Source organism: Ensifer sp. (assembly GCF_035999185.1).
Taxonomy (GTDB): domain Bacteria; phylum Pseudomonadota; class Alphaproteobacteria; order Rhizobiales; family Rhizobiaceae; genus Ensifer.
Genome location: NZ_DASYHB010000182.1, coordinates 1 through 13530, shown reverse-complemented (window position 1 = coordinate 13530; position 13530 = coordinate 1). Strand labels below are relative to the sequence as shown.

Sequence of the window (13530 nt, the reverse complement as noted above, 5' to 3'; positions counted from 1 at the left end):
GCGCGACTGGTCGTTCAAGAGCCGCACCGACCTGCTCGAATTCGCCGAGAAGCACCAGATCCCGGTTGCCAAGGACAAGAAGGGCGAAGCGCCGTTCTCCGTCGACGCCAACCTGCTGCACTCCTCGTCCGAGGGCAAGGTCCTCGAAGATCCGGCCCAGGAAGCACCTGAGTACGTGCACATGCGCACGATCTCGCCGGAAGCCGCCCCGGACCAGGCAACCGTCATCAAGATCGGCTTCGAGCGCGGCGACGCCGTCTCGATCAACGGCGTGCGCCTGTCGCCGGCTTCGCTGCTTGCCAAGCTCAACGATTATGGCCGCGACAACGGCATCGGCCGCCTCGACCTCGTCGAGAACCGCTTCGTCGGCATGAAGTCGCGCGGCGTCTACGAGACACCCGGCGGCACGATCCTGCTTGCCGCTCATCGAGCGATCGAATCGATCACGCTTGACCGGGGTGCCGCACACCTCAAGGACGAGCTGATGCCGCGTTATGCTGAGCTGATCTATTACGGCTTCTGGTTCTCGCCGGAGCGCGAAATGCTGCAGGCGGCAATCGACAAGAGCCAGGAGCATGTGGAAGGCGAAGTGACGTTGAAGCTCTACAAGGGCAACGTCATGACCATCGGCCGCGAAAGCGACAAGTCGCTCTACTCCGACAAGCTCGTCACCTTCGAGGACGATCAGGGCGCCTACGACCAGAAGGATGCCGCCGGCTTCATCAAGCTCAACGCGCTGCGCCTGCGCACGCTGGCCGCGCGCAACCGCTAAGACCGACCTCTACTGAAGTTAGAAAAGCCTCCGCGACCCATTCGCGGGGGCTTTTTTGTTGCCGCTATTCTGCGGCCCCGGGCAATGAGGCCTGCTGTTCGGCCGGTGCTGCCAGCGGTTGGTGCCGAACCGTCCGGCGATACCAGACATAGCTGAGGATACAGACGAGGCCGAAACTCGGGATGATGGTGCCAAGCGCCAGCACCGGTGCACCGACCGCGGCAGCAATCGCACCGCCGAGCAGGCCTGAACCCATCTGGACGAAGCCCATGACAGCCGAAGCCGTGCCTGCGATATCCGGAAAGGGCGCCATCGCCGCCGTCATCATGTAGGGCATGACGAAAGCGATGCCGAAAGCGTAGACGCCGATCGGCAACATGACCGAGAGGAAGCTCGGCGACAGTATGTGCATGGTGTAGGCAAGCGCCAAGCTGGCCGCACCGATGAAGACGAGCCCCGCCGGCACCAGCGCCTGCGGCGTGAAGCGACGCATCAGAAGCCGCACTACGACGGTGCCAGAAAAGAACAGGCCCGATTGCATCAGCATGCCGACACCGAACTCGGTCGGCGTCAGGCCGACTTCGTTGATCAGAACGAAGGGCAGCATTGTCGCCCAGGCGTAGAGCGCGCCGACGGCCCCGCCGATGACCAGCGTCGAGGAAATGAAGCGGCTGTCGCTGACCAATCGGCGATAGGCAGCAAGGATCGGCTTCAGGTGGCCCTTGGCCGGGTCTGGCGTCGATGTCTCGGCCATGAAGAACTGCACGGTAAGGCAGGCCATCGCGGCGAAACCGACCATCAGGAAGAAGATCGACTGCCAGCCGAAGAGGCCGAGCGCCAGACCGCCGAGCGTCGGCGACACGGCAGGTCCGAGCGCCAGCATCATGCCGATCATGTTCATGATCCGCGCCGCTTCGGTGCCTGTAAACTGGTCGCGCACGATCGCGCGCGCCACCGTCATGCCGACGGAGGCGCCGATGCCCTGCACCAGGCGCCCGGCCAAAAGCACCGCCACCGAGGGCGCAAAGGCGGCCATCAGGCTGCCGACAAGATAGATCGCCATGAAGATCAGCGTGGCGCGGCGACGGCCGATGACGTCAGAGAGCGTTCCGGACACGAGCTGGGCGAAGGCGAAACCGGCGAAATAGAGCGACAGCGTCATCTTGATCGCCGCCTCGCTCGAGGAGAAGGCACGCACCAATTCCGGCATCGCCGGCGTATAGAGCGCCATGGAAACAGGCCCAAGGGCCACCAGAAAGGCGCCGATAATGCTCGTGCGCCGCTCGCTCATGCGGCGAGTCATCGAGCATCCCCGCTCGTGCCACCCGTATTCTTGCCGGCAAGGCATGGGTCGAGTTCACGCAGGTTGTCGCGCAGGATGCGCAGGTTGCCGCAGAGGACTTCGCGCGTCGCTTCGTCGAGACCTGCGGTATAGGCGCCCATCATTTCTCTTAGGCCCGCCATCAGCACGGTGAGCAAGGGCTCTGCCTTGTCGGTCAAGACGACGTTCTTGGCGCGGCGATCCGCCGGGTCTGGCACGCGCGCGACAAGGCCCATGGCCTCCAGCCGGTCGAGATAGGCCGAAAGCGTCATCGGCTCGATGCCCATGCGCGTGGCAATCTCGGCCTGCTTGATGCCCTCGGTCAGGCCCACCTGGATCAGCGTACGGGCTTCGCCAGGCGTAATGCCCAAGTCCATGGCATTGACCTTGCGGTCGAAAGCCCCGCGCAGAAGGCGCGAGACGTCGGTCAAGAGCATGCCGATGGTTTCGGATTCGAGCTTGAAGGGCATCTGGATCGTTCACTTTTGATATAATAAGTTTTTCTTATCATATCTCCCGAGAGCGTTCAACGTGCGGCCGCGCACTTCCTGCGATCCCGGCAGATCGGCGTGTCAATACATACGCAGATTCAAAGTATTATGACGATCCGTGCGCGCCCGGCGAAACCCGGGCGCTTTCGTCTGGCCTTTAGCCTTCGAGTTCCTCGCGCAGCATCTCGAGTTCCAGCCATTCCTCTTCCATGCGGGCGAGATCCGCACGCAGTTTCTCCAGTTCCTGGGCGAGCTTCGCGAAGGCATTCGGATCTTTTGTGAAGAGATTGGGATCGGCCATCTTTTCTTCGCGCTTGGCGGCCTCGGCTTCCGCCTTGGCGATCTCCTTCGGCAGGTTTTCAAGCGCGAATTTCTGTTTGTAGGACAGCTTGCCCTTGGCAACCTTCGGCACCTCGGCAGCGGGTGCAGCCGTTTCGCTTGCCCTGGCCTTCTCCGCCTTCTCGGCCCTGCGCTTCTCCTCGATCGCGCCCTTGCGCTGCGCCATCATGTCGGAATAACCGCCGGCATACTCGATCCAGCGGCCGTCCGGCTCCTCGGGGTTTGCCGGCGCGATGGTCGAGGTGACGGTGCGGTCGAGGAAGTCACGGTCGTGGCTGACGAGGATCACTGTCCCGGCAAAACCGGCGACGATCTCCTGCAACAGGTCCAGCGTCTCGATGTCGAGGTCGTTGGTCGGCTCGTCGAGGATCAGAAGGTTGGTCGCCCTGGCCAGGATGCGCGCCAGCATCAACCGGGCGCGTTCACCACCCGAGAGTTCACGGATCGGGGTTCGCGCCTGCTCCGGCTGGAACAGGAAATCCTTCATGTAGCCGGTGACGTGGCGCTGCTCGCCGTTGACGAGCAAATTGTCGCCGCGCCCGTCGGTCAGGTAATGCGCCAGCGTGTCGTCCAAGTTGAGGTCTTCGCGCTTCTGGTCGAGCGTCGCCATTTCGAGATTGGTGCCAAGCTTGACCGTGCCGGTATCCGGCTCGATCTGTCCCGTCAGCATCTTCAAAAGCGTCGTCTTGCCGGCGCCGTTCGGGCCGACGAGGCCGATCCGGTCGCCACGGTGCACGCGGATCGAGAAGGGTGCGACGATGGTGCGATCGCCATAGGCCTTGCTGATCTTTTCCGCCTCGATCACCAGCTTGCCGGACTCCTTGGCGTCGGCCGCCGTCGCCTGCACGGTGCCCTGCGGCCCCTTGTGGCCGCGATAGTTCGCCCGCATGGTTTGCAGCTCGCCGAGGCGACGCATGTTGCGCTTGCGTCGCGCCGTCACGCCGTAGCGCAGCCAGTGCTCCTCGCGTTCGATCGCCTTCCCGAGCTTGTGCTGCTCCAGCTCTTCGGCCTCCAGCACCTCGTCGCGCCAGGCCTCAAAATGGGCAAAGCCGCGGTCGAGCCGGCGCGACTGGCCGCGATCGAGCCACACGGTCGCGGTCGAGACCTTCTCCAGAAAGCGCCGGTCGTGTGAGATCAGCACCAGTGCCGAACGGCTGCGGATCAGCTCGTCTTCCAGCCATTCGATCGTTGGCAGGTCGAGATGGTTGGTCGGCTCGTCGAGCAGGAGAATGTCCGGCTCCGGCGCCATGACGCGGGCGAGAGCCGCCCGGCGCGCCTCGCCGCCCGAAAGGCGCTTCGGATCCTCTTCTCCCGTCAGACCCAGATGCTGCAGCAAGTAGGCAACACGATAGGGGTCGTCACTGGGACCAAGGCCCGCCTCGGCATAGGCCTGGACCGTGTCATAGCCGTCGAAATCCGGCGCCTGGTGCAAATAGCGGATGGTCGCCGACGGATGGCGGAAAACCTCTCCCGTCTGCGCCTCGGCAAGCCCCGCGGCGATCTTCATCAGCGTCGACTTGCCCGAGCCGTTGCGGCCAACCAGACAGATGCGATCGCCCGGCTCCACTTGAAAATTGGCGCCGGCAAGCAACGGCGTACCGCCGAAGGTGAGGAAGATATCGTCGAGTTTCAGAATGGGAGGCGCCAAGGCTCAGGCTCCGGAAAGGTCATAGGGGCGGGCGAGCACGATGGCGCGGCCGCTCTTGAGAGTGAAGCGAAGGGGACCCTCCGCAACGTTGGAAACGGTTCGGGACGAGCCGAACGGCAAGGTGAAATCGTCAAGTGGATAGCGCGCGTTGGCGATCGAAAGACCATTAAGCTCGGTCAATCCCAGCACGGAAAAGAGGCAGCCCTTCGGCAGGTCGAGATCAAACGCGCCGGCAAGCAGCGGATAGGCCTCTTCCTCGCCAGAGGTCATCAGCACCGGAAGCCCACGTTCGGCAAGCGCGACGGCCTGCAACAGGTGCAGAAAGGCATGGTCGCTGCGGGTGCCACCAAGTGCACCTGCAAAGATCAGGCGGTCGGCACCGCGCGACAATGCGGCCTCTACAGCGATTTCGCCGTCCGTCGCCGCCTTTGCCGCCGGATAGGGCTCGCGCGGCACGGCGGAGAATTCGGCAAGCAGGGCCTCTTCGGTCGAGTCGAAATCCCCGACCCAGACATCCGGCGTCACGCCAAGCAGTCGCGCGTGCCGCATGCCGCCGTCAGCGGCAACGAAGCGGCTGTTGCGGAGCTGCTCTGTCAGCCGGTCGGTTGCCGAGAGGGCGCCGCCAAGCAATATGGTGAAGGTCGATCGAGCCATGGCAAAGCCCATAGCGCAAAGGATCGCGGAAGGAAAACGAAGAAAACCGTCAACCGCCCCGATCGCAGCATTTAGCCCAAACGATCAGTGCCCTTCCGGCACCTGATCGGGAAACAGCATGCCGGCATAGATCCCGGGGGTCGAATCCGGAATCTCGATCGCGCCCGCTACCCGCTCGTAGAACTTCGCCGGCCCAACCCCACCGATCACCGCATAGCCGTAGCCGGCGTCGCGCATCGCGGCGAGGCTCGCAAGCAGCAGCGCCTCACCGATGCCCTGCCCGCGCATGCTTTCGTCGACGCCGGTCGGGCCGAAAAAGCCGAGTGCCGTCACGTCGTGACAGGCAAAACCGACGATCTTCTCATCATGCACGGCGATGTGCATGCGTGTCGGGGTCGAGGAGAAGGCGGCTTCCGCCTCACCTGCCCAGCCGGCGCCAAAGGTCTTTTCGATCCAGGCGACCACCAGACGGCGCTCCGGCGCCATGGCGCGGCGAATGCTGATGCCCGCGCCGAGCCGCGACTGGGGCTCCGTCGGCAGGGCATAAAGTCGAACGAGCATATCCGGCACGGCGTTTCCTCCCCGCAACTCTCTTGGAGCAGTGTCATAGCGCACCTGATAGTCCATGGAAACGCAGGGACAGCAAAGCCTGCGCGCGGGCTGCAGTGATACAATCTCGACTTGCCATCAAACCTGTGTGGCGGTAAATCTCTTGCCGCTCTAACGGGGTGCCTCCCGACCGCATGGCGGCCGAAGGCTGAGAGGCGTCAAAACGCCAACCCGCGGAACCTGATCCGGCTCATACCGGCGGAGGGATTAGACGCGATCGCACCGATACGCCCTTTTCCCGTGCAACAACGAACTTTGGGAGAGGTGCTTCGCATGTCCAACTTTTCACTGAAACTGTTCAGCCGGCTGGCGCTGGCGACCGTTGCCGGCCTTGTCGTGGCTGGCGCCGCCACTGCGGCCGACAAGACGCTTACCGTCTATACCTATGAAAGCTTCATCACCGAGTGGGGTCCCGGCGCCAAGGTCGCCGAAGCTTTCGAGAAGACCTGCGCATGCAAGGTCAACTATGTCGGCGTCGCCGACGGCGTCGAGCTTCTGACGCGCCTGAAGCTCGAAGGCGAGGCTTCGAAGGCCGACATCGTACTCGGCCTCGACACCAATCTCGTCGCTGAAGCCAAGGCCACCGGCTTTTTCGCGCCGCATGGCATCGAAGCAACCGGCGTGACGGTGCCAGGCGACTTCGCCGACGACACCTTCTTGCCCTACGATTACGGTCATTTCGCCGTCGTCTACGACACCGAGACACTGAAGGCGCCACCGAAGAGCCTCAAGGAACTGGTCGAAGGTGACCCCTCGCAGAAGATCGTCATCGAGGATCCGCGCACCTCGACGCCGGGTCTCGGGCTCTTGCTCTGGGTCAAGGCCGTCTATGGCGATGAGGCGGGTGCGGCCTGGGCCAAGCTCAAGGATCGTGTCCTCACCGTCACCCCCGGCTGGTCGGAAGCCTACGGCCTCTTCACCAAGGGCGAAGCGCCGATGGTGCTTTCCTACACCACCTCTCCCGCCTACCACATGGTCGCGGAAAACACCGAGCGTTACCAGGCGGCCGCCTTTTCCGAGGGGCACTACATCCAGATCGAAGTGGCCGGCATGACGAAGAATGCCAAGGAGCCGGATCTCGCCAAGCAGTTCCTCGCCTTCATGACCGGTCCGGAGTTCCAGTCGATCATCCCGACCACCAACTGGATGATGCCGGTCGGCGCCACCAAGGAACCTCTGCCCGACGCCTTCAACAAGCTGGTCAAACCGGAAAACACCTTCCTGCTGCCGTCGGACGAGGTCGCGAAGAACCGCAAGGCCTGGATCGACGAATGGCTGGCTGCGATGAGCAAGAACTGAGGCCGGATTGTTCGCACGTCGCGAAAACCGTATGACCATTGTCGCCGGGGCTCTTTGCCTCGGCGCCTTTCTTTCGTTCGTCGGCCTCGCCGTCGCGGCCCTGTTGGCGCAGACGGGCGGCGCGGACGGCGGCACCCTGTTCGACGCCTATATCTGGCGCGTCACCCGCTTCACGCTTTTGCAGGCCAGCCTCTCGACGCTATTGTCGGTGTTGTTCGCCATTCCCGTTGCGCGGGCGCTCGCGCGCCGACCTCAGTTTTTCGGCCGGATCTGGCTGGTGCGGCTGATGGCACTGCCGCTTGGCCTGCCCGTTCTTGTCGGCGCACTCGGATTGATCGAGATCTGGGGGCGCCAAGGTTTTCTCAATTCGGGCCTGCGCTGGCTCGGCCTCGAGCAACCGGTCAGCATTTACGGCCTGTTCGGCATCCTGCTCGCCCATGTCTTCTTCAATATGCCGCTTGCCGCGCGCCTGTTTCTTGCCGGGCTTGAGCGCATTCCCGGCGAATACTGGCGCTCGGCCGCCAATCTCGGCATGCCACCTCGTGCGCTTTTTCGCTTCGTCGAATGGCCCGTGCTTCGCGGGCTATTGCCCGGCGCCGCCGGCCTCGTCTTCATGCTCTGCGCCACCAGCTTCACGCTCGTGCTGACGCTTGGCGGCGGGCCCGCGGCAAGCACCATCGAGGTCGCGATCTATCAGGCGCTGCGCTTCGAATTCGATCCGCCGCGCGCCATCGCGCTGTCCGGTCTACAGATCGCCATGACCGGCCTGCTGTTGCTCGTGCTTCGCCATTTGGCAACCGAGCCGGAAGAGGGCATGACCGGCGGCCGTACCGTCCGCCGTTTCGACGGCGGGTCCTGGAACTCGCGCCTAACAGACGGTGCCTGGATCGCCGTGGCGCTGACGTTCCTCGCCGCGCCGCTGGTTGCCGTCGTGGTTTCCGGTCTCGACGCCGACCTTTTGAAGCTCGCGCGCGACCCGAACGTGCACAAGGCACTGCTGACCAGCGCGGCAATCGCGCTCGCCTCGGCGCTTGCCTCGGTCACGATGGCTGCCATTATGATCCGTGCGGCGACAACGGTCGTTGCACCTCGGCGTTCCGGGCCGCTCGCCCGCGGCTTTGCCGGCGCCATTGGCGCCAGCGCGTCGCTGATCTTGCTCGTCCCGCCTGTCGTGCTCGGTGCCGGCTGGTTCCTGCTGCTCCGTCCCCTGGGCGACGTCGCGCGCTTTGCGCCCGTTATCGTCGTGGTGATCAATGCATTGATGGCGCTTCCCTTCGTCCATCGCATTCTGGCACCGGCCATGGCCACGCATGCGGCGCGCTCCGAGCGACTGACGGCAAGTCTCGGCATCCGCGGGTTTCATCGCCTGCGATGGATCGACCTTCCTGCCCTTCGCAAACCCTTGCTGATGGCCCTCTCCTTCGCCATGGCTCTGTCGCTTGGCGATCTGGGCGCCGTCGCGCTCTTCGGCTCGCAGGACATGGTGACCCTGCCCTGGTTGCTCTATAGCCGCATGGGCAGCTACCGGACCGCAGATGCGGCCGGTCTCGCCCTCTTCCTGGGGCTTCTCTGCCTGATTTTCACTATCCTCGGCACGGCAGATCACCACCGCCAGCCGGAAAGACGCAAAGCATGAACGATCCGCTCGCCATAGAGCTTAGCAACGTCGAGGTTCGCTACGACACGACGACGCTGCATTTCGAGTGCGCCGTTGCCGCGGGCGGCATCGTCGCCGTCGCCGGCGCTTCCGGTTCGGGCAAGTCGACGCTGCTTCACCTGGTTGCCGGCTTCGAGGAACCCGACGGTGGCGAGATCCGTATCCTCGGCAAGAATGTCGACAGACTGGCGCCTTCGGAGCGCCCGGTTTCGATGATCTTCCAAGACAACAATCTCTTCGCCCATCTCGATGTCGCGACCAATGTCGGACTCGGGATCGACCCGGCCCTTCGCCTGAGCGCGGGCGATCGCATAACGATCGAAGACGCGCTGCGCCGCGTCGGTCTCACGGGCTTTGCACGACGCCTGCCACCCACGCTTTCAGGCGGCGAACGCCAGCGGGTGGCACTCGCCCGGGCGCTGGTGCGGCATCGTCCCCTGCTGTTGCTCGACGAGCCCTTTGCGGCCCTCGACCCCGGCATGCGTGCGGGCATGCGCACGCTGCTTCGCGAGTTGCATGAGGAAGAGGGCAACACCATCCTGATGATCACACACCATCCCGATGACGTGAAAGCATTGGCCGACAGCGTGCTTTTTCTGGACCAGGGGCGTATCATTGCGCATGACTCCCTCGCCCGCTTCCTGGAGCGGCGAGACAATGCGGCGATCGACCGCTTTCTTGGCAATGTGTCGTGATGGGGCCGGATTCTCTTCGCCCTCGGCCGATTGCCACAATTTGACCGCGACGCCATGCGACGCGCGAAATATCCGGCAAGTGAGCGAATATTCGCGCATCCGTTGCCGTGATACCACGGGGCAACTATTTCTACCGAGACAAACTAGGCAGGTGGCGCTGAAATCAGATACAGCAAGACCAGGGCTTGAACAGTCGCGGTGGAGCAACGCTGCCGGGCTGAAAAAGTAGGACTTTCAACGCTGTCGTTCCCTCGCCCAACAGAATTTGGGCGGAGCGGCGGACGGGAAACGGGCTGAGGCATGGTAAGGCATACAGTCACACACGACCGGTTCCCGCCGAAGCGCGGACGGCTGCGTGCGCGCCTTGTGGTTGCATTATTCGCCACCACCCTTCTTTCCGCATGCCAATCGGTCATCGAACAGACCTACGAGCCGACGGTATCGCCGTCGTCCAATCCGCAGATCGTCGAGGAAGTCCAGAAGAACGATCCGCGAGCGCAAATGGGCGCGCGCGAACATCCGCGCATCGTCGCGAGCTACGGCGGCGAGTACAAGGACGCCAAGACCGAGCGGCTGGTCGCGCGCATCACCGGCGCGCTGACGGCGGTTTCGGAAAACCCGCAGCAGTCCTATCGCATCACCATCCTGAATTCGCCCGCGATCAACGCCTTCGCCCTACCGGGCGGCTATCTCTACGTCACCCGCGGCCTGCTGGCGCTCGCCAACGATGCATCGGAAGTCGCCGCCGTGCTGTCGCACGAGATGGCGCACGTGACCGCCAACCATGGCATCGAGCGGCAGCAGCGCGAAGAAGCCGAGGTCATCGCCAGCCGTGTGGTCTCCGAGGTGCTGTCATCGGATCTTGCCGGCAAGCAGGCGCTTGCGCGCGGCAAGCTGAGGCTTGCGGCCTTCTCGCGCAACCAGGAACTCCAGGCGGACGTCATCGGCGTGCGCATGCTCGGCGAAGCCGGTTACGACCCTTACGCGGCCGCGCGCTTTCTGGACTCCATGGCCGCCTATAGCCGCTTCACCGCGGTCGACCCGGAATCCGACCAGAGCCTGGACTTCCTGTCGAGCCATCCGAACGCGCCCCAGCGCGTCGACCTGGCGCGCCGGCATGCGCGTGCCTTTGGCCCCGAAGGATCGAGCGGTGACCGCGGCCGTGATTACTACCTCGCCGGCATTGACGGCCTTCTTTATGGCGACAGCCCTCAGGAAGGTTATGTCCGCGGCCAGACCTTCCTGCACGGCCAGCTCGGCATCCGCTTCGACGTGCCGGCCGGCTTCCAGATCGACAACAAGGCCGAGGCCGTTCTCGCAACTGGCGCCGGCGACATTGCCGTTCGCTTCGACGGCGTGGCCGATACCGGTGGACGCAGCCTGACGGATTATATCGCCAGCGGCTGGGTCACCGGACTGAAGCCCGATACGATAAGACCCATCAACATCAACGGCTTGGAAGCCGCGACCGCGCGCGCATCGGCGGATCGCTGGGATTTCGACGTCACCGTCATCCGCATCGACACCCGCATCTACCGTTTCCTGACGGCGGTGCCCAAGGGGTCCAATGCGCTCGAACCGACCGCAAACCAGTTGCGCAACTCGTTCCGGCGGATGACGCCTTCAGAGGCCCAGTCGCTGAAGCCGCTGCGTATTCGTGTGGTGACGGTAAGGCCGGGCGACACCATCACAACGCTGTCTGCCCGCATGATGGGAACGGACCGCAAGCTCGACCTCTTCCGGGTGATCAACGCGATGCAGGTCAGCTCCACGGTGAAGCCTGGCGACAAGGTGAAGATCGTTTCCGAATAGGCCGCGCACTGTGCCCATTCTGACGAGCATGCAGTTTGAAGAGCATGCGATAGAGAGAAAATGCGGCCATGCCCCATCCCATGGCTGAGCGCGCAACGCCGCATGGAACGAGTACGCTTTCGGAGAGTGGTGGGCGGCGTCCTGCGTCCGAGAACGGCGAAAGCGCACGTCAGGCCCCGCGCCTCTTGTCAGACGTAGAAGTTCGGCAGAGCCGTCTGCACGACCTTAGCCGGCCGCTATGAGGAAACCTTCTCCAACTCCTTTGACGTCACTGCGCAGCAAAGCGGTTGGGGTTTGCGACACCGATAACCCGGCAGGCAGTCAATGAATTCCGCTCGTCAGTGCTGGCGCCCGGGTTGCAAGTGCCGCCCTCAGCTTCTCCAGGGCCCGGGTCTCGATCTGGCGCACCCGCTCCTTGGAAATCCCGAGATCAAGGCCAAGCTCCTCGAGCGTCGCACCTTCCTCCGACAGCCGCCGGGCGCGGATGATGCGCATCTCCCGCTCCGTCAGCGCGCCCAAGGCATCGCGCAGCCAGATGCGGGCGCGTTCACCGTCGATCATCTCGCTGACCTGCTCGTCGGGCAAAGGTGCGTCGGAAGCGAGAAAATCCAGCCGTTCGCCACCGTCGGAATCGCCGCCGCCCACCGGCGCCTGTAGCGACGTGTCGCTACCGGAAAGCCGCGCGTCCATCGTCTGCACGTCGGCGATGCTGACGCCGAGCGCTGCGGCGATTTCCTCATGCATAGCCTGCGATGTAAGCTGTCTGTCGCCTTGGGCAAGACGGGCGCGCAGGCGCCGCAAGTTGAAGAACAGGGCCTTTTGTGCCGAACTGGTGCCGCCGCGAACGATCGACCAGTTGCGCAGAACATAGTCCTGCATCGACGCTCGGATCCACCAGGTCGCGTAGGTCGAGAACCGAACCTCGCGGCTCGGCTCGAAGCGTGCCGCCGCCTCCAGAAGGCCGATATGGCCCTCCTGCACGAGGTCGCCCATCGGCAGGCCGAAGTTGCGGAACTTCGCCGCCATCGAGATGACCAGGCGCATATGCGACATGGCGATCTTGTTGCGCGCTTCCTGGTCGTGGTCGTTCCGCCAGGCTTGGGCCAGGGCGTGCTCCTCGTCGCGCTCGAGATAGGGCGCCTCCATTGCGATCTTGATCATCCGCCGGTCTGCAGTGAGAGTCTTCATCGATCACTCCGTGACTGGCGCCGGGCGCCATTGCGTGCGAAGTCCAAAAGGCCGGGCGGATGGGCGTCCGGCAGCAGGGGCGTCTCGATCACGGTAATCCGGTTCGGATCCAACCGGGCCACAAACGTGATCGTCTCCAAAAGTGAGAGCGGGATACGGGTGGAAAATCGCGCCTTTCCCCATCCCCTCTCGCGCCGCGACGCCGAAACTTGAAGAAACGACGCGGCGCCCTACCTTCCTAGTCACGAACCTGAACGGTGACGCATCACAGAACCAGATCGCCCGGCGCGCAAGTGGCGCGTTCCTGCCGGCTAATGTTAATGCGCGCCGACCCCAAAAGTTCCATCCGATCAAAGAAAAAGCCCGGCGCGATGGCCGGGCTTTTTGGCAGTGTCACTGCTGTTGGCAAGCTTATGCAGCTTCGTCCTGGGCGTCGTCTTCGTCGATCGCCTTGCCGCGCTTCGGCCCCTTGCTGAGATTGGCCTCGACGAGGCGCACAGCTTCGGTTTCCGACATCTTGTTCACGGCAGCGATCTCGCGCGCCATGCGGTCGAGGGCAGCTTCATAGAGCTGGCGTTCGGAATAGGACTGTTCCGGCTGGTTTTCTGCGCGATAGAGGTCGCGTACGACTTCTGCGATGGAAATGAGGTCGCCGGAATTGATCTTGGCATCGTATTCCTGCGCGCGGCGCGACCACATGGTGCGCTTCACGCGAGCCTTGCCCTGCACAACCTTCAACGCGCGATCGACAAAATCGGTTTCAGAAAGCTTGCGCATGCCAATGCTGACGGCCTTGGCCACCGGCACTTTGAGACGCATCTTGTCCTTCTCGAAATCGATGACAAAAAGCTCAAGCTTCATGCCGGCGACTTCCTGCTCTTCGATCGCCACGATCTGGCCAACACCGTGGGCCGGATAGACGATCGATTCACCGGTCTTGAAGCCCTGGCGTGTCGAAGATTTTTTCTGCTGGGTCGTCATTCGTTTCAAAAACTCCCTGTTTCGCGCCGGCCATTATGGCCGGGGCCGGGTCAGTGAGGCCCGG

The 13530-nt window shown here is 63.5% G+C and carries 12 protein-coding genes and 1 riboswitch; of the genes, 5 read left to right on the top strand and 7 right to left on the bottom strand.

The genetic code is table 11. The features are described 5' to 3' along the window. Positions 1-772 (top strand): argininosuccinate synthase (locus VGO04_RS24835; RefSeq protein ID WP_327498629.1); only part of this gene is annotated, 772 nt, incomplete at its 5' end. Between the two features lie 64 nt (positions 773-836). On the opposite strand, the gene VGO04_RS24830 is transcribed toward VGO04_RS24835, so the two are convergent. From VGO04_RS24830 to VGO04_RS24810, 5 genes are all read right to left on the bottom strand, one after another. Further along, on the bottom strand, positions 837-2075 hold the full coding sequence (locus VGO04_RS24830) for a multidrug effflux MFS transporter (protein WP_327498628.1): 1239 nt from the start codon (positions 2073-2075) through the stop codon (positions 837-839). Then, positions 2072-2563, bottom strand: a complete 492-nt coding sequence (locus VGO04_RS24825; RefSeq protein ID WP_327498627.1) for a MarR family transcriptional regulator — start codon at positions 2561-2563, stop codon at positions 2072-2074. The genes VGO04_RS24830 and VGO04_RS24825 overlap by 4 nt, the downstream gene beginning before the upstream one ends. A gap of 178 nt (positions 2564-2741) precedes the next feature. Beyond that, positions 2742-4571 carry an ABC-F family ATP-binding cassette domain-containing protein gene (locus VGO04_RS24820; RefSeq protein ID WP_327498626.1) on the bottom strand — a complete coding sequence of 610 codons (1830 nt, stop codon included), beginning with the start codon at positions 4569-4571 and terminating at the stop codon, positions 2742-2744. 3 nt (positions 4572-4574) lie between these two features. Then, entirely contained in the window at positions 4575-5225 is a 651-nt protein-coding gene (locus tag VGO04_RS24815) for a thiamine diphosphokinase (protein ID WP_327498625.1), read from the bottom strand. Positions 5226-5309: 84 nt separating this feature from the next. Further along, entirely contained in the window at positions 5310-5795 is a 486-nt protein-coding gene (locus tag VGO04_RS24810) for a GNAT family N-acetyltransferase (protein ID WP_327498624.1), read from the bottom strand. 144 nt (positions 5796-5939) lie between these two features. After that, positions 5940-6058: riboswitch (TPP riboswitch) on the top strand. 49 nt (positions 6059-6107) lie between these two features. Between VGO04_RS24810 and thiB the strand changes: the two genes are divergently transcribed. The 4 genes from thiB (at position 6108) to VGO04_RS24790 (ending at position 11297) form a co-directional block, all read left to right on the top strand. After that, positions 6108-7133 (top strand): thiamine ABC transporter substrate binding subunit, encoded by a 1026-nt coding sequence (gene thiB, locus VGO04_RS24805; RefSeq protein ID WP_327498623.1) that lies wholly within the window; start codon positions 6108-6110, stop codon positions 7131-7133. A 7-nt stretch (positions 7134-7140) separates the two neighbouring features. After that, the gene (gene thiP, locus VGO04_RS24800; RefSeq protein ID WP_327498622.1) at positions 7141-8769 is read left to right on the top strand and encodes a thiamine/thiamine pyrophosphate ABC transporter permease ThiP; all 1629 of its coding nucleotides are present in this window, start codon (positions 7141-7143) and stop codon (positions 8767-8769) included. After that, positions 8766-9485, top strand: coding sequence for a thiamine ABC transporter ATP-binding protein (gene thiQ, locus VGO04_RS24795; protein ID WP_327498621.1), 720 nt, complete (start codon positions 8766-8768; stop codon positions 9483-9485). The genes thiP and thiQ overlap by 4 nt, the downstream gene beginning before the upstream one ends. 300 nt (positions 9486-9785) lie before the next feature. Beyond that, positions 9786-11297, top strand: a complete 1512-nt coding sequence (locus VGO04_RS24790) for a M48 family metalloprotease (RefSeq protein ID WP_327498620.1) — start codon at positions 9786-9788, stop codon at positions 11295-11297. Between the two features lie 321 nt (positions 11298-11618). On the opposite strand, the gene VGO04_RS24785 is transcribed toward VGO04_RS24790, so the two are convergent. Both VGO04_RS24785 and VGO04_RS24780 read right to left on the bottom strand, forming a co-directional pair. Then, complete coding sequence (locus VGO04_RS24785) at positions 11619-12485, bottom strand: RNA polymerase factor sigma-32 (protein ID WP_327498619.1); 867 nt, start codon at positions 12483-12485, stop codon at positions 11619-11621. Positions 12486-12896: 411 nt separating this feature from the next. Continuing rightward, positions 12897-13466 carry a CarD family transcriptional regulator gene (locus VGO04_RS24780; RefSeq protein ID WP_034802893.1) on the bottom strand — a complete coding sequence of 190 codons (570 nt, stop codon included), beginning with the start codon at positions 13464-13466 and terminating at the stop codon, positions 12897-12899. Between the last annotated feature and the right edge of the window lie 64 nt (positions 13467-13530).